The organism is Orbaceae bacterium lpD04 (assembly GCA_036251935.1).
Taxonomy (GTDB): Bacteria; Pseudomonadota; Gammaproteobacteria; order Enterobacterales; family Orbaceae; genus Orbus; species Orbus wheelerorum.
In genome coordinates, this window is sequence record CP133967.1 from 1,906,157 (window position 1) to 1,927,515 (window position 21,359).

The following is a 21,359-nucleotide window of genomic DNA, read 5'->3' on the forward strand; positions in this document are numbered from 1 at the left end:
TGTAATCTTACTTATGGCCTATAAGGGGTATGATCTGATGGACTCTATTTATATCAACATTTTTATCAAAATGGCAGCAGCCTTCATCATTCTTATTATCTATATTCATTTATCCGGTAAAGGTTCTTTAGCACCAATTTCAGCACTGGATCAAGTGGGTAATATCGTCTTGGGTGCCATCATTGGGGGGCCTCTTTACAATCCTTCAATTACCGTCTATTTATTAGTTAGTGCAGCTGGTGCATGGGCGGGTTTATTATTGCTCGTTCGCTACGTAACATTTAAACGTAGTGAAGCAAAAAATCTGGTCGATGGTCGCCCAATTCGATTAATAGAAGACGGAAAAATTTTATCCGAAAATTTTGCTTCTGCCAAAATTTCCATCCGTGATTTTATTATGCTTTTACATCAGCGCGGTTACACCAATTTAAATGACATTGAAAATGTTTGGTATGAATATAATGGGCAACTGACGGTGGTCAAAAAAGGTGAGCAAGAGATGGCTATTGCGCTAATTGAGAATAGTAACATTAATACTGAAAACTTAGAGTCATTAAACTTTACCGAGCAATGGTTAAAAAGTGAAATTGCTAAACAGCACTCTAAGCTAGACGACATTTTTTTGGCAGAATGGCATGAAAATAAGCTCTGGATATATTCTTATCAAAAAGAGAAAGAAAGTTAATACAATAATGATTATTTTATAATTATGACATAGCTTGAATTCGTATTAAATTTAAGCTAGCCGCCCTTTTTATCACTTAAAAGGTGAATATTTATTCAATAAAATATAAATTTGAAAAATTTTCTTGTCATAATTATAAAATAACGCCATAATTAGCGTCGCTTATTTGGCGCGTTGGCAGAGTGGTTATGCAGCGGATTGCAAATCCGCGGACCTCGGTTCGATTCCGGGACGCGCCTCCATTAAAATTTTCAATATAATCAATTCAATTCTTCAAGAAATAAACTAAAAATTTATAAACTTATATTATTTTGTTAACTTTTCACCCCGTTATCATATCATTTCAATCAAAAAGCCACCCCACATTACTGCTAAAATTTAATCTAAATGACTTAATTACTAAAAAAAGAAAAATTTCAGTTATAATTACGCTGTTTGTGTTATCTTATTTATTCTTTTATCCATTAACGGATCATTTATTATCCAACATAATGCTTTTAGCTAATGTTGAAATATTTTCATTTTAACTAAAGCATTAGAAAGAATGCAGATTGCGATAACAAAGGCTATTCGATAGAATTTAATCAATTATGAGGGAAATACTGATGCAAAAAAAATCTATTCCGCTGTTGTTACTATGTTTATTCATAGTTGGGTGTGATAATGCAGATAATCACACAAATACATCTAGCAAGTTAACCAGCAGTGTTAACTCGCTTTCATTACAAAATGAGGCAGATATTCGTACTGATTTAAAGTTAATTAATACGATTATAAACAATTCCAATAATGAAGCGATAACCATACGCAATTCCCTATCGCAAGCAATGCAAAATCATGATAAAGAATCAATAAAATCAGTCATAGCAAAATCTAAAAAATTACTCGAAACAACCAATAGCTCATTGGCTGCAATGAACATCAAAAGCCAAGAAGTTGAGAAAGTTCGAACAGGTATCATTGACGGAAATAATCTAGCCTTAAAACTTCAAGAAATATCTTCAAAAACTGAGCTCACATCAGAAGATAAAAATGAAATAGCATTACTGCAAAAACAATCCATTGAGATACAAAAAAAGGTGGGGCAAGAGTTGGATAGTTTAAATAAAAGCTATAACTAACTCATTTCATGCTGTTTTACAGTGATTAATCAACGTTATGCTCTTTTCATATAAAAAGCATAACGTACTAACAGACAAAAAATATAATTGCTCAATCAGATTAAAATTCATCGAAACAAATTTTTTTATTAAGATTAATCTTTTACTAAAGAGTAACCGTGTTCTTTCCATCCACGATATCCACCAGCCATTGAGATAACATTTTTATAGCCCATCTTTTGTAGGCTTTCAGCTGCAAGTATAGAGCGATAACCGCCACCACAATATAAAATTATGGTGGTATTTTTATCAGGTACTAGCGTTTCAATATCTCGTTCAATAATTCCCCGTCCAATATGCTTTGCATGCGGTAAATGATCATTTTGCCATTCACTATCTTCTCGTACATCGATAAACAAGGGCATTTGATTGTTTTGCATTAAATGATTAACTTGTACTATATCGATCTCTTTAACATTTTCCCGAGCACTTTCACACAGTTTTTCAAAAGATGGGTTATGTTGCATTGCTATAATCCTTATTTAAATAACCAGTAATTTACAATTTATCATTATGTTGTTTTTCACTATAATAACACCTTACAACAATAAAATAACGATTAATTAATCGTAGCTAGCATAACATCCATTTTTGTTAAAAAACAACTTGAAGTAAAACAAAAAGGCGGTAATAATGCCTCGGTTTTACGGCTAGTTACAAATAGTCAAAATTTCCTAAAATTTATACAGTAAATTGTAATTAAACAATATGCTAAAAACGAGTTGACTTGATAAATTAAACGTCAATTCACTGACCTGAAATCAGAGGCATTTTATAAAATGAAATCTCAATATCTAAAACCTGAGCTGTTATCCCCTGCTGGCTCACTTAAAAATATGCGCTATGCGTTTGCTTATGGTGCTGACGCCGTTTATGCAGGCCAACCCCGTTATAGCTTACGTGTACGTAATAACGAATTTAATCACGAAAATTTAGCTATCGGTATAAATGAAGCCCATGCACAAGGTAAGAAATTTTACGTTGTCGTGAATATCGCGCCACATAATTCCAAACTTAAAACATTTATTCGCGATTTAAAACCCGTTGTCGAAATGAAACCTGATGCATTTATTATGTCTGATCCAGGTTTAATAATGTTAGTGCGAGAAAATTTCCCTGAAATGGAAATTCATCTTTCGGTACAATCGAATGCAGTAAACTGGGCAACGGTAAAATTTTGGCATCAAATGGGCTTAACCCGCGTTGTTTTATCAAGAGAGTTATCATTAGATGAAATTAGTGAGATAAGGGAAAAAGTACCTGAAATGGAACTAGAAGTGTTTATTCATGGAGCACTTTGTATGGCTTATTCTGGCCGCTGTTTATTATCCGGTTACATTAATAAGCGCGATCCAAACCAAGGGACTTGCACTAATGCTTGCCGCTGGAAATATAACATTACCGAAGGTAAAGAAGACGAAACAGGTCAAATTGTCCATAAGCATCAGCCAATCTCCATCACTGAAATAAAACCTATTGAAGGATTAGCAAGTCGCACTGATCAAGTCTTTATGCTCGAAGAATCAGGTCGACCAGGTGAATACATGCAAGCTTTTGAAGATGAACATGGCACTTACATCATGAATTCAAAAGATCTTAGAGCAATTGAACTTGTTGAAGACTTAACTAAAATTGGCGTGCATTCGCTCAAAATCGAAGGTCGCACAAAATCGTTCTACTACTGCGCTCGTACCGCTCAAGTGTATCGCCGCGCAATTGATGCGGCAGCTGAAGGTAAACCATTTGACCCAAGCTTACTCATTGAGCTTGAATCACTGGCTAATCGTGGTTATACCGAAGGCTTTTTGCGTCGTCATAATCATGAAGATATGCAAAACTATATTCATAGCCATTCTGTTTCGGAGCGACAACAATTTGTTGGTGAATTTAGCGGTAAACGTTTAAATGGCCTTGCTGAAGTTATTGTAAAAAATCGCTTTTCAGTAGGTGATAGTGTTGAATTGATGACACCTAATGGTAATATTAATTTTGTCATTGAAAGTATGCAAAATAAGAAAGGTCAAGACGTAACATCAGGCCTTGGTGATGGGCACATTGTTTATTTACCAATATCTGAGGATATCTCTCTTGAATTTGCCTTATTGATGCGTAATTTTCCTGATGGCGCAACAACCGATAATCCATTAAGCAAATAGCAAAAAGGCGACCTTAGTCGCCTTTTTTTTGATATAAAAATTAATCACGAATTAAATCATCACCGTAACCAATCCATTTATAAGTGGTTAACGACTCAAGCCCCATCGGGCCCCTTGCATGCAGTTTTTGCGTGCTAACAGCAACTTCAGCGCCTAGTCCAAATTGTCCGCCATCGGTAAACCGTGTTGAAGCATTAACATATACAGCGGCAGAATCGACTAAGTTAACAAATTTTTCAGCATTTACTAAACTTCGCGTTAAAATTCCATCGGAATGAGCGCTACCATATTCACGAATATGCTTAACAGCCGATGTTAATGAATCAACAATTACCACATTAAGATCTTTTGATAACCATTCTTGTCGTAGCTCATCATCTGTAACAGGTAAAACACTAGCCGGGGTTCCTTTTAGCATCGCGAGCGAAGCTGAGTCGGCATGTAAAACGACCCTATTATCAGCCATCACTTGACTTAATTTAGGTAAAAATTGCTTAGCAATACTTGCATGAATAAGCAGTGTTTCTAGTGTATTACATGTGCTTGGTCGCTGGGTTTTGGCATTAATAATAATGGGTAATGCCTTATCAAAATCCATACTTTCATCAATAAAAAGATGGCAAACGCCAATGCCACCAGTGATGACAGGGATCGTTGATTGTTCACGGCATAGCTTATGCAGCGCAGCGCCACCACGCGGAATAATCATATCTACATACTTATCAAGCTTAAGTAATTCATTAATATACTTACGATCAGAATTATTAATCGACTGCACAGCGCAAGCGGGCAGTTTAACGTGTTCAAGTGCTTGTTGAATAACATCAATCATAACTTTGTTAGTATAAACTGTTTCTTTACCACCTCGTAAAATAACAGCATTACCCGTTTTTAAGCATAGTGATGCAATATCAATCGTAACATTTGGCCTTGCTTCATAAATTACGCCAATGACGCCCAATGGCACTCTGCGTCGTTGTAATTTTAAGCCACTATCTAATGTACTGCCATCAATTATCTCACCAACAGGATCATTCAATGTAGCGACTTTTCTAACGTCATTTGCGATCCCAATTAATCGTTCTTTAGTTAGTAACAACCTATCTAAAATTGCGTCACTAACCGCATTATCTTTGGCTGCTTGTATATCAAGATCATTAGCCGCTAAAATCGATTCTGTTTTTTGCTCTAACAAATCAGCGATACAATTTAATGCAGCATTTTTTTTTGAGGTAGAGCACTGGGATAATTGAAATGCAGCTTGCCTTGCTGATTCACCCATTTCGATTAACATAACTACTCCTATATTTAAGCCCATTAATTATTGAATATTTAGTACAGCTTAAACCCTATATTCATTCTTTATTATTTTGAGTTTACTTTCCATATTTATTTAACAATCATATCATCACGATGAACCGCAACGGGGCCATATTCATAGCCAATTAACTGACTAATATCTTGTGAGTGATGACCCGCTATTTGTCTTAAAGCATCGCTATTATACCGCGATACTCCTCGAGCGATACTTTGCCCCGCTTTATTACAAATATCAATTGCTTCACCGCGTGAAAAATTACTCACGACATTAATAATACCTTTGGGTAAAATAGAGCGGCCTTGATGTAAAATGGCATCTACAGCCCCATCATCAAGTACAATCATGCCAGCGGCTGGAGCACCAAATAACCAGTGCTTACGATGCTCAAGCGGCGTTTTTTTAGCAAGAAAGCGGCTCCCCACAGGAATATTATTTGCAATATCAATAATAACATTAGCTCGACTGCCTGCCGCGATAATCACTTCAATACCAGCTATACCCGCTATTTCAGCCGCCTGCAATTTTGTTCCCATACCACCAGTGCCAAGCCCTGAAACACTATCACCCGCGATTGCTCTTAATGCGGTATCAATAGTTTCAATCTCAGCAATTAATTTAGCATCAGGATCTATTCTTGGATCGGCGGTAAACAACCCTTCTTGATCAGTTAATAAAATTAATTTATCAGCTTGCGCAAGAATTGCAGCTAGTGCTGATAAATTATCATTATCACCGACTTTAATTTCAGTTGTTGCGACCGCATCGTTTTCGTTAATGACCGGAATAATTTGATTATCAAGCATCGCTTTTAATGCATCTTGCGCATTAAGAAAGCGCTCACGATCTTCTAAATCAGCGCGAGTTAATAGCATCTGCCCTATAAAAATATTATAGATAGAAAATAACTGTTCCCATAATTGAATCAGCTTACCTTGTCCTACCGATGCTAATAATTGTTTTGAAGCAATCGTTTTAGGAAGTTCTGGGTAATTAAGGCATTCGCGCCCTGCGGCAATTGCGCCTGACGTAACTACAACAATTTTATGCCCTTGTTGATGTAATTGATGGCACTGTCTGACTAGTTCTACAATTTTAGAGCGGTCTAATTTTTTTGACCCACCCGTTAAAACGCTAGTGCCAAGTTTTATTACAATAGTCTGTAGCTTCATTTTTCAACCATTTAATTTTAAAATAATTATTTAATTAATGCTTCAATCCATTTAGCTGACTGAGCTGATGATTGTTTTAAGCTCTCTTTTAAAGAAAGCGATTTAAGTTGAACTAATGAGACTTTCTTACTTGACGTGAGTAGCTTTATCTCGTTAAGTGAACTCATTACATCACCCTCGTAATGAATATTTAGCACGGGCACTGAACATGGCCTTGCAAGTAAGCCCTGCTCTTTTAATGAAAAGAATTTTAATTCAGCCATCAACTGCTGATCTGAAATACCATTAACACCTAAACGACTCGCAATAATATCACGATAGATTGGTGGTAAACTTGTCTGCATTTGACGATCAACAAATAATTGATGCAAGATAGGTGCGACGTTAATAATACCTTTAATTTTATTTGGCATTAAATAAGCAAGCCTTGTCGCAATATTTGCACCAAACCGATGACCTAATAAAATAATATTATCATAATCAATTAACGGCACCGTTTTAATCTGCTCAAGTATTGATTGGTGAATAATACTGGTATTTTGTGAAAGATTAAATTGACGACTATAACCCAATGATGGCGTATCAACAGTTAATAAGCCAACCCCATGGGGCGCTAGATATTGTGAAAAATAATTATAAAATTCTATTTGCAAATTACTTAAGCCTGCACATAAAAATACCACAGGAAAAGCCTTTGGTGTCTCATCAATTTTTAATGGCGTATGCAAAATAGCCTTTACGGGTTTATTATCAACAATAAACTCAAGATCTTTAATTTGATATTCACTATGATTCATCGCTTCCCGATAATAGCGATTAGCAAACATTTGAGCTTGAATAGCAAGATCATCATTACGATAATGAGGATAACTCGCTAAGCTCGCAAACAAACTCGCCGTCAACCATGCTTGGTGACAGCGAAATTTTAACTGTACTGCCTCATCATCTTCATGATAGTTTTCAGCTTTTTTTTGCCATATTACGGCCTTGGCCAAAAATTCATAAATCCAATTACCTGCTTGATAACCAATAACGGTATCTAACCATTTATCATAACTATGTTTACGCGTCGATACTGCAATACGTGATAACACTTCTTCAACATCAAGTAAAGGTAATCCACGCCAGTGCCAAGCTAAACGATTAATGATACGATACCAATTATCACGATTCTCACCATCAAGAACCGAGCCTATTTGATAGGCAAACGAATCATTACGTTGAACAAGAGATGACGTTTCAGGATAATCAAACTTAGGATTAAATAATTGTTCCGATAAATTCTTATTCGCAGCCATAATTGTCATACTCAAAATCAATAAAGATAATGGTGGAGTACATCAAAATAGCACCGTTAAGTGCTATCTACCTTATTTATTATCGCTTAATGGTTGAACAAAACTAATACCCGTATCCCAAGGTTGTTCGATCCAAGTATCTTGAGGAATATCGATAACATAATCGTCAACAAGTGGTTTACCCGCAGGTTTTGCAAAAATAGTTACAAACCTTGCTTTAGGATACAGATCGCGAATGGTGTGAGCGGTGCCGCCTGTATCGACGAGATCATCGATAACAATAAAACCTTCACCATCACCTTGAGCTTGTTTTAAAATAAGCTTTTCGCGTTGATGATTATGATCATAGCTAGAAATACAAACTGTATCGACATAGCGAATACTTAATTCTCGCGCTAGGATAGCTGCAGGGACTAGCCCGCCACGACTAACGGCAATAATACCTTTCCATTGGCTCGCAGGTAATAACCGAGCGGATAGCTGTCGTCCATACATTTGTAACATATCCCACGTTACGGTGTACTTCTGCTTTTCGGCAATTTGATCAGCTTTGATTTGCTTTTTTGCCTTAATTTCTTCTTGCAATGATTCTTCTTGTGTTAACATAATGACCTACAATTTTAGATAATAGAGCACATTGAATATCCAAATCGATAGATTGAGATATCAATACACCCAAAATGAATGTAAAATTGCACCTAATTATAGAGTGAGTAGTAAATAAAAACTACTAATTTATTAATACAATATTGAGGTTATTATGATTTCTTCTTTGGCACCAAAGTCACTTTGGACTATTTTTGACCATATTTGTCAAATTCCGCACCCTTCTCATCATGAACAGATGATAACTAACTATATTGTTGATTTTGCCACAACACATAAAATTGAGTGTAAATTAGACAAAGTGGGCAATATTTTGTTAAGCAAACCAGCTAGCAAAGGCATGGAGCATTACCCTTCTATTGCGCTACAAGCTCATATGGATATGGTTCCACAAAAAAATGAAGATACCATTCATGATTTTTCAGTCGATCCAATTAAACCCTATATCGATGGTGAATGGGTTAAAGCGCAAGGTACAACACTTGGCGCTGATAATGGGATTGGCCTTGCTTCAGCTTTAGCTGCATTATCTGATCCAACAATTGAACATGGCCCACTTGAGGTTTTAGTAACGGCATCAGAAGAAACTGGAATGTTTGGTGCCTTTGGTTTACAGCCTAACTGGCTCAAAAGTCAATTTTTAATCAATACCGATTCAGAAGACGAAGGTGAAATTTTTACTGGTTGCGCAGGCGGTGTTGATTTTAAATCAAGTTTTCCTATTACCTACGCAATTATTCCTGATAATCAAGATACCTTTTTACGTTTATCACTAAAAGGATTAAAAGGTGGTCATTCTGGTTGTGATATCCATTTAGGTAGAGGGAATGCGATTAAATTATTAATTCGCTTTTTAGCTCAATATGCTCAAGATGTACCATTTAGACTCGCTCACTTTTCTGGTGGTACACTACGTAATGCGATCCCACGCGAAGCATTTGCTGAAATAACATTAAGTCAAAAAGACTTACCTGCTTTTGATGCACTCATTAAACAGTTCCAACAAACCTTACAAAATGAGTTTAAACATATTGAACCCAATATTTCGCTTACCTATAATCAGCTTGAAAAAGAGGACGTAAAACGCGTCATTAGTGCTGAGCAGCAACAAAAAATATTAAATTGGTTTAACAGTGCGCCAAATGGTGTAGTTACAATGAGTAACGATATTGCTGGAGTTGTAGAAACATCGCTAAATTTGGGGATTGTTGAAATTAAAGATAATCAAATTGCCGCTTATTTCTTAATTCGCTCGCAAGTCGATTCAGCTAAAGATGCGGTAGCATCATCATTAATTTCCCATAGCCAATTAATCGATGCAAATTATGAAATTAATGGTGGGTATTCAGGTTGGACACCAAACCTTAACTCAAAACTACTAAAACTTGCGGAAAATCGATACCACAGTATTTTTGACCAAAAAGCAAAAATAATGGTGATCCATGCAGGACTTGAATGCGGTTTATTTACCAAACACTATCCTCATATGGATATGATATCAATCGGGCCAACTATCGTATCGCCTCATTCACCAGATGAAAAAGTTCATATTCACTCAGTTGAAAAATACTGGCAATTACTACTTTCGATTCTAAAATCAGCAGATCAATTAGTTTAATAACTAATTATTATCGATAAAGGGCTTAACTGCCCTTTTATTTTGAGTGGTCGTATATTTATTACAATATTATTGTTATATGCTAATTAAGAGCATGTTTTTCTAATTACAAAATATATGTTAAATTTATCCTTATTTGATTTATATTTCTACACTAATAGGTTTTGTTATGCCATTTTTCGGAATTGGATTAAGTACCATCATTGCAATTTGCTTTGCAATACATGTTATACGTTCTGGACAAAGCTATTATTGGCTTTTAATATTATTCATGTTTCCTTTTTTAGGTAGTATTGTTTATTTTATTGCGATCTTTCTACCTTCATTACGAAACACTCGCTCTGCTTATCAAATTGAATCTAAAGTTCGTCACATACTTACCCCTCAACGGGAACTAAAAGCGGCACAAAATGCAATTGAAATATCACCGACAGTAGATAACCAAGTCCGTTTGGCTAAATCACTTGTTGATAATAACCGAGCACAAGAAGCCCTTCACTATTATGAGACGGCATTATCGGGAATTTACAAAACCGCACCAGATATCTTATTAGAATATGCTTACGCATTATTTAAAACTAATAATTACACCAAAGCTAAAAATACACTCGAGTATTTGCGAGAAACCAATCCGAATTATCGCACAGATCAAGGACGCCTATTATATGCTAACATTTTGGTTAAACTTGGTGAAAAAGAACAAGCACACGAAGAGTTTAAAGCGTTAGTCGATTATTATCCGAGTTTAGATGCGTTATCAAATTACTTACAAGCGTTAATCTACTGGCAAGAATTTGATGAAGCAAAAAAGCAGCTAAATAATTATGAAGTAAGATTAAAACATATGCCCAAATATGCTAAAAAAATGAATTCGCAGTGGATCAAAGAGATTGAAGAACTAAAGGCAAAATTAAAATAATTTTATCTTATCAAGCAGCGCAATACTATTGCGCTGCTTTTACTTGTGTACATAATAATAACGAAATAAGTAACATAACAAGCCCAATCCAATATATAGCTTGATGCCCATAGAGATCTGAAATAATGCCTTGAATTAATCCGCCGATAATCACGCTACATGTCACCGCATTATTAAATAGCGTTGATGCAACGCCGACTCTAGTAGGCAATAGATCCTGAAAATAAATAATACCAATATTCGCTACAATCCCAATAAATAATCCATTAAAAATTTGTAACGCCAATAAGGCATATTCATTTTGAAATAAAATAAGCCCAATATAAAATAATACTCCGCATACCACTGCAAAAAATATTAAATTACGCTTACCAACATAAGGAACCAAATAACCAGCAATAAGCATAACTGGAATTTCAACTCCCGCGGCAAGCCCCATTAGTTTGCCTGGCAAAGCGCTAGATAAATGTAATACACTATCAACATATAGTGGCATATCAATCAAATACATCATATTTGCAATCCACATAAACATGGTTGCTAAAAATAGAAAAATAACGCTCTTATTTTTAAGAATTGATTGCTCGGGATCGGCTGATATGGTTGGCGAAATGTCTACTGGTGTTGGGTTTCGTTGTACTGAGGGTAAAAACAACGTTATCACCACAATAACCACAATATACATTGCAACAGCACTTAAATACATGGTTGTAAAACCATAATTTACCGCTAAAAAAAACGATAATGGCGGCCCAATAACCCAAGCCAACGAAAGCTGTGCTCTAATTAGTGAATTAAATGCAACAACATTACTGCCAGTTTTAATTGCGTATTCACGCGCTAATGCAAATATTTGAGGCATCGCGGCTGATGCAAGTGCAGCAAAAAAAACGCCCACAGTAATCAAAACATAATAATGACGAGTAAATGCAAAAGTAATACTATTAAAAATGCCCATAATACAGCAAAACAGAACAATGTAACGCCGTTGGCCATGATTATCAGAATATTTAGCAATTAAGAAACTCGCAACAATACTTGCAACCGCATTAACTGAAAAAAATATCCCGACAAAAATAGGATTGGCTTGTACCTCAAAAGATAAATACCGACTTAATGTTGGAGACTGAAGTGCTCCAGCTATCCCAATAATGAATGTACTAATTAAAAAAGCAGCAAAAATTACCATTTTTTTCTGCCTGAAAGCTGCATCATAAAACATAATAGGCCCACTTAATAGGTTAATAAAGACATTGATAATCGTGAATTATTCAGCAATAAACGATATAATAAAATTCATACTATACTTTTTTATAATTTAATCAACATGAAGCTAGAAATCTGTTGTTATAGCATTGATGACATCATCGTTGCAGCTCAAAGCGGCGCAGATCGTATTGAATTTTGCGCGGGTCGAAGCGATGGCGGCTTAACACCAAGTTACGGTGATTTATTACAATTATCACAACTCAATTTACCCATACCAATTCACCCAATAATTAGGCCTCGAGGTGGTGATTTTTATTATAGCCAAAGTGAAATCAACACCATGATTAACGATATTAAATTAGTGCATGATCTCAATTTTGCAGGGGTAGTATTTGGCGCGTTAACATTATCGGCAACGTTAGATATTGAAAATTTAACGCGTTTAATCGAGGCAGCTAAAGGATTATCACTTACTTTTCACCGTGCTTTTGATATTTGTAAAAATCCGTTAATAACCTTAGAACAGCTGCATGATTTAGGTTTTCACCGCTTATTAACATCGGGTCAAAAAAATACTGCGCTAGAGGGAATAAACCTAATTGAACAACTTCATAATTCTAGTAAAAATTTAATTATCATGCCTGGATGTGGGATAAAATCCGCTAACCTTCAACAATTTATTAATATCGGCCTCAGCGAATTTCATTCATCGGCCACGAAAACCATTTTATCGCCTATGCGGCATCAAAATAGCGATGTAAATATGAGCCATACTCAAAATAATGAATCACTACGCTATACCATCGATATAAACGAAGTACAAAAAATGAAATATCTTATCGAAAATACTAAAAGTACTTACTCAATTAATGATTAAATAAAAAATCATGAAAAATAATCAGAGATAAATCACACTATAGATATTTTTTCTTGGCGTATTCAAAGACATCACAATAATATAGCGCCTTTAATTTAATAAATTTTCCTTTAGAACAATAATGAAAGTCCATAAAATATTAAATAACAATGTAATTGTAACGCTTGATAAATTAAATAATGAACTCATTATTATGGGTCGTGGTATTGCCTTTAAGAAAAAAGAAGGTGATATTATTGATGAATCTTTAATTGAAAAACAATTTTCACTCAATAATAAAGAGACGCTACCTCGATTTGCAGAACTATTATCTGAAATTCCAACTGAGGTAATAACCGTCAGCGAGATAATCATCAACCATGCTAAATCTGTGCTGGGTGAAAAATTACAAGATAGCATCTATATTTCACTCACTGATCATATTAATTTTTCAATAGAAAGACATAAACAAGGTTTTGATATTCCAAATGGCTTTTTGTGGGAAATTAAAAAGCTTTACCCAAAAGAGTTTAAGATCGGCGAATATGCGCTACAAATTATCAAACAACGTTTAAATGTAGGACTGCCCGAAGATGAAGCTGGGTTTATTACCTTCCATATTATCAATGCACAATTAAATGACACCATGCCAAATATCGTCACAATGACGAAAGTGATGCGTGAAATTTTAAATATTGTTAAATATCATTTTAAATTTGAGTATGATGAAGAAAGTTTAACCTATCAACGCTTTATCACTCATTTAAAGTTTTTTGCTCAGCGCGTAATTAATGGTAATTTCTCCTCAAGTGAGGATATTTCATTGTATGAAATAGTTAAAGAAAAATATCATCAGTCCTATCTCTGTACTAATCGTATCGATATGCATCTTATTCAACAATATGAGCATCCTTTAACTGATGATGAAAGTCTATATTTAACGATTCATATTGAACGATTAAGAAAAGAACTACAGCATCAATCTGAATTAAAGAAAGCGTGATATTTATCACAAAATTAAATTTATCCCGTGGGTAGTACTTTTCAACATATTATAAAACTGTTAGTCTGCGTTTAAATTTTGGATTGTTACTGCTTTTACTTAAAAGACAGGCAAAACCTAAATCTCTCTGCATAAGAGGATTTAGGTTTTTTTTTGGCTTCAATATGGGATTTTTTTATGAAAAACAAAGAACTTGCAGAGTCGATAATAAAAAATGTTGGTGGAAAAGAGAATATTATTAGCCTTGTACACTGTGCGACCAGATTACGGTTTGTCCTTAAGGACAATGCGACAGCCAATGCTGAAATGTTGAAAAAACAAAAAGGCATTATTATGGTTGTCGAAAGTGGTGGCCAATTTCAAGTTGTTATTGGTAATAATGTGAATGAAGTTTATAGCGATATAATGGAAATCGCCCAACTAGACAATGAAACTAAGTCAACCACAAAAGATAAACGCAATATCTTATCAAAATTAATTGATATTATATCTGGTATTTTTGCGCCGATGTTATCCGTGCTGGTTGTAGCGGGTATTTTAAAAGGGATCGTCTCCTTTTTACGCATTACCGATGTTATTAGCGAAAAATCATCAACTGATATTATTTTATCGTCTATTGCCGATTCAGCGTTCTATTACTTACCGATAATTTTAGGTTATTGTGCAGTGAAAAAATTTGGCGGCAATGCCTTTATTGGTATGGCATTAGGCGGGGGATTAGTTTATCCCGACATTGTTAATATGCTAGGTGGGCAACTTAACAGTACGACGGAGTTCTTCTCAATTCCGGTTATGCTCGTACCTTATCAATCATCAGTTATTCCTGTAATCTTAGCCGCTTGGTTTTATTCGTTGTTAGAAAAAAACTTTAATAAAATTTTCCATGATTCTTTTAAAAAGTTTATTTCACCGCTTTGTGGTTTAATTATCACCGTGCCATTAACCTTTATCCTTATTGGCCCAGTTGCAACTTATTTAAGTGGCGCAATTGCTGATGGGATCATGGTTGTTTATCAACTAAATTCGGTGATAGCATCGATGATCCTTGCTGCTATTTGGCAGGTGCTAGTAATATTTGGTATTCATTGGGGAATGATCCCTGTCTTTATGAATAACTTAGCCGTGTCAGGATCAGATTTTATTATTCCTATTCTTATTCCAGCCGTATTTGCACAAACCGGCGCAGCACTGGGCGTTATGTTACGTTCTAAAGATAAAGAATTTAAAGCACTCGCGAGTTCATCAGTATTATCAGGATTGTTTGGGGTAACTGAACCTGCAATATATGGCGTTAATCTACCCAATAAAAAACCGTTTATTTTTGGCTGCGTCGGCGCAGCGATTGGTGGTGGCGTTGTTGGTTTATATAACACCTTGATCTTTTCTTTTGGTTTCCCAAGTGTATTTACCTTTATACAAATTATCCCTTCTACCGGAATTGACGCAACGGTTTACGCGGCGATTGTTGCAACGATCATTGCCTTCGTTATTGCGATGATACTCAGTTACTTTTGGGGCTTACCTAAATCAACTGCGCCGTCAAATACCTTAGATGCAACAACCCTAGCTAAAGATAATGAACATGGCAAAACGATCACCATCAGTAGCCCAATGACAGGGCAATGCATTGCATTATCGTCAGTCAATGACCCAACTTTTGCCAGCGAATTAATGGGCAAAGGGATCGCAATTATTCCAACAGTTGGTCAAGTCGTCGCTCCTGAAGATGGCGAAGTAGTCTCATTATTTAGGACCAAACATGCCATTGGTTTTATGACTGATTCCAATGCTGAAATATTAATTCATGTTGGTATTGATACTGTTAAACTTGATGGAAAATATTTTGAGGCTCATGTTGAAATGGGTGATAGAGTTAAAAAAGGGACATTACTCGTCAGCTTTGATATTGACGCTATCAAACAATCTGGATTTGAAGTAACAACCCCAATTATTATTAGTAACAGTGATAATTATACTGATGTCACATCAATCACTAATCAAACAGAAATTAAATGCGGTGAATCACTGTTAGTACTATCGCAAAAATAAGGAGCAATATATGACAATACAATTTCCACAAAAATTTCTTTGGGGCGGCGCAGTCGCGGCGAACCAAGTAGAAGGTTCATATTTAAAAGACGGTAAAGGATTATCAACGTCAGATTGTACACCAAATGGAATTTTTGGTGACATCGTTGACCGCAGCCAAACCGATATCACTAGCATTAAAGATACCGCAATCGATTTTTATAATCGCTACCCAGAAGATATCGCTTTATTTGCTGAAATGGGTTTTAGCTGTTTACGTATATCGCTTGCTTGGTCTCGAATATTTCCTAACGGTGATGAAAATCAACCGAACGAAAAAGGCCTTGAATTTTACGATAAACTTATCGCTGAAATGGCCAAATATAATATTGAACCAATGATCACCTTGTCACATTACGAAATGCCATACCAACTAGTAAAACAATATGGCGGCTGGGGCAACCGTAAATTAATTGATTTTTTTACTAACTATGCAAAAACCGTGTTTAATCGCTATAAAGGCAAAGTGAAATACTGGTTAACGTTTAATGAAATAAATATGTCATTACATGAACCTTTTACGGGCGTTGGTTTAGCAAGAGATAGTAGCAAAGAACAGATATATCAAGCAATTCATCATCAATTAGTCGCAAGTGCTAGAGCAGTTAAATTATGTCACCAAATAATGCCTGAGGCTAAAATTGGTAATATGTTACTTGGCGCAGTTGCCTACCCTTTAACCTCAAAACCTGAAGATGTTTGGGCAACGCACCTTGAAAATCATGGCTGGTTATATTTTGGTGATGTGCAAGTACGTGGCTACTACCCAAGTTATATGACTCGTTATTTTAAAGAAAATAATATAACACTAACAATAACTGAACAAGATCGTGAAGATTTAAAAGAAACCATCGACTTTATTTCATTTAGTTATTACATGAGCTGTTGTGGTACTGCGGATAGTTCTTTACGCCAAAAAGGCAATATCTTAGATATGGTGCCTAATCCACATCTAAAAGCATCTGAATGGGGATGGCAAATTGACCCAACAGGCATTCGCTACCTACTTAATTTACTTTATGAACGTTATCAAAAGCCACTGTTTATTGTTGAAAATGGCTTAGGTGCTAAAGATAAAGTTGAAACTGACGGATCAATTAATGACGATTATCGAATAGATTATATTAATGACCATCTAGTGCAAGTGCATGAAGCTATCGAAGATGGCGTTGAAGTACTGGGTTATACCAGTTGGGGACCTATCGATTTAATCAGTGCATCTAAAGCTGAAATATCGAAACGTTATGGTTTTATCCATGTTGATCTAAATGAAGATGGCTCTGGCACACTAAACCGTACTCGTAAAAAAAGTTTTTATTGGTATCAATCAGTTATAAAGTCTAATGGCAACACATTAAAATAATGCTCTACCCCTAAAACAGAGGAGATTATGATGAAAATAACGAAACTGCTCATTGTTGGATTACTTGCTATAACAACCGCTTTAGTCGGTTGTTCAACCCAAAGCAAACATGATGATAGCGTGACTATCTATTTTGCAAGGCATGGTAAAACGTTATTTAACAGTTTCGATCTCGTGCAAGGTTGGGCTGACACGCCATTAACCGAGCAAGGTATTGAAGTTGCTCGTTACCTAGGTGAAGGACTTAAAGATATCAAATTTGATGCGTATTATACTAGCGATGCAGGCCGTCAGCGCCAAACGATGCAAGTTATTTTAGCGCAAATGGGCATTAAAGATTATAAAATTAATGAACTACAAGGGTTACGAGAAGTTTTTTATGGCGGATTTGAAGGCGGGCCAAATGCTAAGATTGTTGCTGATAGCATGAAACTAGTTGGTTATAAATCAGTTGATAACTATTTCAAAGACTACAAAAATGGACAACTTGCTATAGAGCCAATGGTTGATGCGATTGCAAAAGTCGATCCAAAGCAACTTGCTGAAACTTACCTACAAGTGAAATCAAGAACCCAAGATGCACTTAATACCATTGTGCAAAATGCGTTACAAAATGGTGATAAAAATATATTAGCCATTTCATCAGGTATGTCGATGCAAGTGATGATATCTGATTTAACCGATGATATTGCAAAAAATAAACCATTAAGCAATGCAACTATTATAAAAATCACCTACAAGAATGGCCAATATCATGTTGATGAAATTGGTAGTATGGACTATGTAAATAAAGGTAAGATCGCATTAAATAACCAATAGAATCAATAAGATAAAGTAAATACTATTTAATGAATAGGATTGTTACTGCGTCGCAGGCAAAACCTAATAGTTTTGATAAGTTCGCTTATCTGGATTATTGGGTTTTTTATTTTAGGAAATAAAAAATATGAATAAATTGATAATTTTAGGACTAATATCAGCAACACTTAGCGTACAAGCAGCCGAAAATAACCATTATGAATTATTAGATACCTTAGCCGAAGATTCATTTTTTAAAGACAGTAAAGTTGATCTTACATTACGAAATTATTGGAAATATTTAAAAGAAAATGAAGCTCAACCAAAAGAAGTTCATAATGCTTGGGGGCAAGCTTTTGGCATAGATTACAAATCTGGTTATTTTTTAGATTTTATTGGTTTTGATGCAACATTTACTGGCGTAATTAAATTAGGTGCCAGTGATTACTTTTCAACCCGTGGTTTACTCTATAACGATGGTTCTGGTTTTAATAAAGACAATGCCAAAGGTTTTAGCAAAATTGGCCAACGTTATTTAAAAATAAAGTTGGGTTATGACGAGCTAAAATTTAATGGTAAGTACGGCTGGCAAATACTAAAAAATTATGGCGTATTAACCGCCTCAAATCGTTTATCGCAAAATAGCTATTTTGGTTATAGTGCTACGCTATCTTATCAAAATTTATCGTTAGATACCGCTTATGTAACGTCGGCAATTAATCGTGACTCACCTAATAAGACCCATTTTCAAACCAAAAATAAAAAAAATATCGATTACATCGTTACCAGCGGACTTACCTACAAAGATAAAAATTTATTCTTAACTTATAATTACGGTGAAGCGCAGGATTATCAGCGCCGCCATGTGATTGAAGCCTCATATAAACCAATAAAGCAGTTCACATTAGGTAGTCAGCTTTACGGCAGCTATGCATTAGATGCTTATAAAAATATGCCAGCAAACAAAAAAGAGTACGATAATCACGCCTGGCATTATGCTGCCGATGCCAAATGGCAGGAGCAAGACTGGAGCTTAAAATTTGGCGTTGCTTATACCAATGCCAAAAAAAATAATGCAATTGGTTATTATGGCCGCCATATTGCACAAAACACTCGAGGCCGGTTTAATGCCCTAACCTCTGCAGGCGCTGATTATATGCGCGATGGTGAACTGGCGTTAACCGCGGTTGGTACTTATAATTTTATTGATGAATTAACAACAGGTTTACAACTCAATTACGGCCAATTTGATTATAAAAGCAATACTGTAAAAACTGGTGAAATCAATATTTTTAACCGCTGGGTACCAACCGATCCAAGGTTAAAAAATCTATCGGTATTTACCATGTTTGGTTACGGTTGGTCTTACAAAAATAATAATCGAACACCAACTTTAGATCAAAACGGCAAATATCAACGTTCGCCAAGCTTATCTGGTGAAGCGATTATTGAATACCGATTTAATTTACTTTAATAAAATAAGAAAAATTAAATCGATGACATAACTAAAGGAATTTATTATGAAAAAACTACTTAAATCAATCAGTATTCTTTTACTGCTTGTTGTTACCTATTCAAACGCATTTGCCGCCGATGTGTATTTATATGTTACTCGCCATGGCAAAACTATGTTTAATACCACTCACCGTGCGCAAGGCTGGTCAGACACCCCGTTAACTAAGGCAGGGATCGACGTTGCCGAGCAATTAGGTCGTGGTTTAAAAGGCACTGATTTCATTGCCGCTTATTCAAGTGATTTAGGCCGGGCAAGGCAAACAGCCAAAGTTATTTTAGCTGCAAAAGGTGATAAAATTGATATAACGGAGCTTGAAGGGTTACGTGAAACATGTTTTGGCGTTTTTGAGGGTGATTTAGACCCCAATATGTGGGGCCCAGCGGCTAAGCATTTAGGCTATCAATCTGATAAAGCATTAATGCAGGATTTTTCTGCGGGTAACATAACGATTGATAAAATGATGAATGCAATTGCGGCTGTCGAGCAATCTGGGCAGGCAGAAAATTACCAAACAGTTAAAGAACGTATGCAAAATACATTAACCATGATAGCGAAAAAAGCACAAGCACAAGGCGGTGGTAATGTGTTAATTGTTTCTCATGGCATGGCAATTTTAGCGATGATTAATGATATGACCGATAAACCCCTTAATCGCCAATTAGGTAATGCAAGTGTTACTAAAATTCGCTATAGCGATGATGGGAAATTTATTGTCGAATCGGTTGGTGACATGAGTTACATCGAAAAAGGCAAATAAATCTAAGTGATAGTAGGCCCATATATTAATGGGCCAATAACCGCAAAATTATCGACATTTGTCACAATATTTTACTCATTTCATAAAACTGTCATATACTTGTTACATAATTGGTGTATTAATATAACGTTATTAAGTGTGATCGCTGTTATGACAAAAACCATTCTTATTGTCGAGGACGAACAAGCAATTCTTGATATGGTCAAAATGTTACTTGAACAACATCAATATCATATCCTTGAGGCAAAAAACTACGCCGAGGCTATTAAACAAAGCCAATTAGCTAATTTCCATTTAGTTTTATTAGATTGGATGTTACCTGGTGGCAGTGGTATTGATTTTATAAAGCAATTAAGAAAACAAGACCAAAACCAGCACATACCTGTCATTATGTTAACCGCCAGGCAGCATGAAGACGATCAAATAACGGGCCTAAATAGTGGCGCAGATGACTATATAACCAAGCCTTTCTCAAATAAAGAGTTAATCGCTAGAATCAATGCAATATTACGCCGAACTTACCCAGAAAATAGCAATATTATTGAGTTTAACAACCTCAAAATTGATACACAATCACATCGTATCATTGCCAATAATCAAGAAATCGAACTCGCCCCTACCGAATATAAATTGCTCTCATTTTTTATGAGTAGACCTGAGCGCGTGTTTACCCGTGATCAGTTAATTGATCATATTTGGGGACAAGATACCTATATTGATGATCGCACAATTGATGTTCATATTGGCCGTTTACGTAAACAGTTAGAAAAATCTGGTCATGACCAATTTATTCAAACTGTGCGTGGCTCAGGCTATCGATTTTCAGTGAAAATCTAA

Annotated in this window: 19 protein-coding genes and 1 tRNA gene; 14 read left to right on the forward strand and 6 right to left on the reverse strand. The window is 35.5% G+C overall.

From position 1 onward, the window contains the following. Positions 1-37 precede the first annotated feature (37 nt). The 3 genes from RHO14_08555 to RHO14_08565 all read left to right on the forward strand — a co-directional run bounded on the left by RHO14_08555 (position 38) and on the right by RHO14_08565 (position 1,806). Positions 38-685: a DUF421 domain-containing protein gene (locus RHO14_08555; protein ID WVD70405.1), complete on the forward strand. Its 648-nt coding sequence runs from the start codon at positions 38-40 to the stop codon at positions 683-685. Between the two features lie 168 nt (positions 686-853). Continuing rightward, positions 854-927 (forward strand) — tRNA-Cys (locus tag RHO14_08560). Positions 928-1,290: 363 nt separating this feature from the next. After that, entirely contained in the window at positions 1,291-1,806 is a 516-nt protein-coding gene (locus tag RHO14_08565) for a hypothetical protein (protein ID WVD70406.1), read from the forward strand. Between the two features lie 134 nt (positions 1,807-1,940). On the opposite strand, the gene RHO14_08570 is transcribed toward RHO14_08565, so the two are convergent. Further along, complete coding sequence (locus tag RHO14_08570; GenBank protein ID WVD70407.1) at positions 1,941-2,312, reverse strand: rhodanese-like domain-containing protein; 372 nt, start codon at positions 2,310-2,312, stop codon at positions 1,941-1,943. 312 nt (positions 2,313-2,624) lie between these two features. Here RHO14_08570 and yegQ point away from each other — a divergent pair, with 312 nt between their 5' ends. Beyond that, positions 2,625-4,001, forward strand: a complete 1,377-nt coding sequence (gene yegQ / locus RHO14_08575; GenBank protein WVD70408.1) for a tRNA 5-hydroxyuridine modification protein YegQ — start codon at positions 2,625-2,627, stop codon at positions 3,999-4,001. Positions 4,002-4,041: 40 nt separating this feature from the next. On the opposite strand, the gene proA is transcribed toward yegQ, so the two are convergent. The 4 genes from proA to gpt form a co-directional block, all read right to left on the reverse strand. Continuing rightward, a complete protein-coding gene (gene proA / locus RHO14_08580; GenBank protein WVD70409.1) occupies positions 4,042-5,295 on the reverse strand; it encodes a glutamate-5-semialdehyde dehydrogenase in 1,254 nt (417 codons plus the stop codon). 95 nt (positions 5,296-5,390) lie between these two features. After that, positions 5,391-6,491: a glutamate 5-kinase gene (proB, locus tag RHO14_08585; GenBank protein WVD70410.1), complete on the reverse strand. Its 1,101-nt coding sequence runs from the start codon at positions 6,489-6,491 to the stop codon at positions 5,391-5,393. Positions 6,492-6,517: 26 nt separating this feature from the next. Beyond that, positions 6,518-7,789, reverse strand: coding sequence for an alpha/beta hydrolase (locus tag RHO14_08590; GenBank protein WVD70411.1), 1,272 nt, complete (start codon positions 7,787-7,789; stop codon positions 6,518-6,520). Positions 7,790-7,861: 72 nt separating this feature from the next. Further along, positions 7,862-8,395 (reverse strand): xanthine phosphoribosyltransferase, encoded by a 534-nt coding sequence (gene gpt, locus RHO14_08595; GenBank protein ID WVD70412.1) that lies wholly within the window; start codon positions 8,393-8,395, stop codon positions 7,862-7,864. A 154-nt stretch (positions 8,396-8,549) separates the two neighbouring features. On the opposite strand from gpt, the gene RHO14_08600 reads away from it, so the two are divergent. Continuing rightward, positions 8,550-10,013 (forward strand): aminoacyl-histidine dipeptidase, encoded by a 1,464-nt coding sequence (locus RHO14_08600; GenBank protein WVD70413.1) that lies wholly within the window; start codon positions 8,550-8,552, stop codon positions 10,011-10,013. Between the two features lie 169 nt (positions 10,014-10,182). Next, positions 10,183-10,932 carry a tetratricopeptide repeat protein gene (locus tag RHO14_08605; protein ID WVD70414.1) on the forward strand — a complete coding sequence of 250 codons (750 nt, stop codon included), beginning with the start codon at positions 10,183-10,185 and terminating at the stop codon, positions 10,930-10,932. Between the two features lie 25 nt (positions 10,933-10,957). Here RHO14_08605 and RHO14_08610 read toward each other — a convergent pair whose 3' ends face one another. Continuing rightward, positions 10,958-12,154 carry a sugar efflux transporter gene (locus RHO14_08610; GenBank protein ID WVD70415.1) on the reverse strand — a complete coding sequence of 399 codons (1,197 nt, stop codon included), beginning with the start codon at positions 12,152-12,154 and terminating at the stop codon, positions 10,958-10,960. A 105-nt stretch (positions 12,155-12,259) separates the two neighbouring features. On the opposite strand from RHO14_08610, the gene RHO14_08615 reads away from it, so the two are divergent. From RHO14_08615 to phoB, 8 genes are all read left to right on the forward strand, one after another. Next, positions 12,260-13,018 (forward strand): copper homeostasis protein CutC, encoded by a 759-nt coding sequence (locus tag RHO14_08615; protein WVD70416.1) that lies wholly within the window; start codon positions 12,260-12,262, stop codon positions 13,016-13,018. A gap of 121 nt (positions 13,019-13,139) precedes the next feature. Then, complete coding sequence (locus RHO14_08620) at positions 13,140-14,000, forward strand: PRD domain-containing protein (protein ID WVD70417.1); 861 nt, start codon at positions 13,140-13,142, stop codon at positions 13,998-14,000. A gap of 177 nt (positions 14,001-14,177) precedes the next feature. Then, positions 14,178-16,049 carry a beta-glucoside-specific PTS transporter subunit IIABC gene (locus RHO14_08625; protein WVD70418.1) on the forward strand — a complete coding sequence of 624 codons (1,872 nt, stop codon included), beginning with the start codon at positions 14,178-14,180 and terminating at the stop codon, positions 16,047-16,049. Between the two features lie 10 nt (positions 16,050-16,059). Next, the gene (gene ascB / locus RHO14_08630) at positions 16,060-17,451 is read left to right on the forward strand and encodes a 6-phospho-beta-glucosidase (GenBank protein ID WVD70419.1); all 1,392 of its coding nucleotides are present in this window, start codon (positions 16,060-16,062) and stop codon (positions 17,449-17,451) included. Positions 17,452-17,478: 27 nt separating this feature from the next. Further along, complete coding sequence (locus tag RHO14_08635) at positions 17,479-18,270, forward strand: histidine phosphatase family protein (protein WVD70420.1); 792 nt, start codon at positions 17,479-17,481, stop codon at positions 18,268-18,270. A 127-nt stretch (positions 18,271-18,397) separates the two neighbouring features. Further along, the gene (locus tag RHO14_08640; protein WVD70421.1) at positions 18,398-19,723 is read left to right on the forward strand and encodes a hypothetical protein; all 1,326 of its coding nucleotides are present in this window, start codon (positions 18,398-18,400) and stop codon (positions 19,721-19,723) included. Positions 19,724-19,769: 46 nt separating this feature from the next. Continuing rightward, positions 19,770-20,522 carry a histidine phosphatase family protein gene (locus tag RHO14_08645; GenBank protein ID WVD70422.1) on the forward strand — a complete coding sequence of 251 codons (753 nt, stop codon included), beginning with the start codon at positions 19,770-19,772 and terminating at the stop codon, positions 20,520-20,522. 150 nt (positions 20,523-20,672) lie between these two features. Beyond that, positions 20,673-21,359, forward strand: coding sequence for a phosphate regulon transcriptional regulator PhoB (gene phoB, locus RHO14_08650; protein ID WVD70423.1), 687 nt, complete (start codon positions 20,673-20,675; stop codon positions 21,357-21,359).

Bases quoted from the DNA above. Each gene is read 5' to 3' on its own strand.
- RHO14_08555 (WVD70405.1), top strand. From the start codon at position 38: ATGGACTCTATTTATATCAACATTTTTATCAAAATGGCAGCAGCCTTC.
- RHO14_08565 (WVD70406.1), top strand. From the start codon at position 1,291: ATGCAAAAAAAATCTATTCCGCTGTTGTTACTATGTTTATTCATAGTT.
- RHO14_08570 (WVD70407.1), bottom strand. From the start codon at position 2,312: ATGCAACATAACCCATCTTTTGAAAAACTGTGTGAAAGTGCTCGGGAA.
- yegQ (WVD70408.1), top strand. From the start codon at position 2,625: ATGAAATCTCAATATCTAAAACCTGAGCTGTTATCCCCTGCTGGCTCA.
- proA (WVD70409.1), bottom strand. From the start codon at position 5,295: ATGTTAATCGAAATGGGTGAATCAGCAAGGCAAGCTGCATTTCAATTA.
- proB (WVD70410.1), bottom strand. From the start codon at position 6,491: ATGAAGCTACAGACTATTGTAATAAAACTTGGCACTAGCGTTTTAACG.
- RHO14_08590 (WVD70411.1), bottom strand. From the start codon at position 7,789: ATGGCTGCGAATAAGAATTTATCGGAACAATTATTTAATCCTAAGTTT.
- gpt (WVD70412.1), bottom strand. From the start codon at position 8,395: ATGTTAACACAAGAAGAATCATTGCAAGAAGAAATTAAGGCAAAAAAG.
- RHO14_08600 (WVD70413.1), top strand. From the start codon at position 8,550: ATGATTTCTTCTTTGGCACCAAAGTCACTTTGGACTATTTTTGACCAT.
- RHO14_08605 (WVD70414.1), top strand. From the start codon at position 10,183: ATGCCATTTTTCGGAATTGGATTAAGTACCATCATTGCAATTTGCTTT.
- RHO14_08610 (WVD70415.1), bottom strand. From the start codon at position 12,154: ATGTTTTATGATGCAGCTTTCAGGCAGAAAAAAATGGTAATTTTTGCT.
- RHO14_08615 (WVD70416.1), top strand. From the start codon at position 12,260: ATGAAGCTAGAAATCTGTTGTTATAGCATTGATGACATCATCGTTGCA.
- RHO14_08620 (WVD70417.1), top strand. From the start codon at position 13,140: ATGAAAGTCCATAAAATATTAAATAACAATGTAATTGTAACGCTTGAT.
- RHO14_08625 (WVD70418.1), top strand. From the start codon at position 14,178: ATGAAAAACAAAGAACTTGCAGAGTCGATAATAAAAAATGTTGGTGGA.
- ascB (WVD70419.1), top strand. From the start codon at position 16,060: ATGACAATACAATTTCCACAAAAATTTCTTTGGGGCGGCGCAGTCGCG.
- RHO14_08635 (WVD70420.1), top strand. From the start codon at position 17,479: ATGATGAAAATAACGAAACTGCTCATTGTTGGATTACTTGCTATAACA.
- RHO14_08640 (WVD70421.1), top strand. From the start codon at position 18,398: ATGAATAAATTGATAATTTTAGGACTAATATCAGCAACACTTAGCGTA.
- RHO14_08645 (WVD70422.1), top strand. From the start codon at position 19,770: ATGAAAAAACTACTTAAATCAATCAGTATTCTTTTACTGCTTGTTGTT.
- phoB (WVD70423.1), top strand. From the start codon at position 20,673: ATGACAAAAACCATTCTTATTGTCGAGGACGAACAAGCAATTCTTGAT.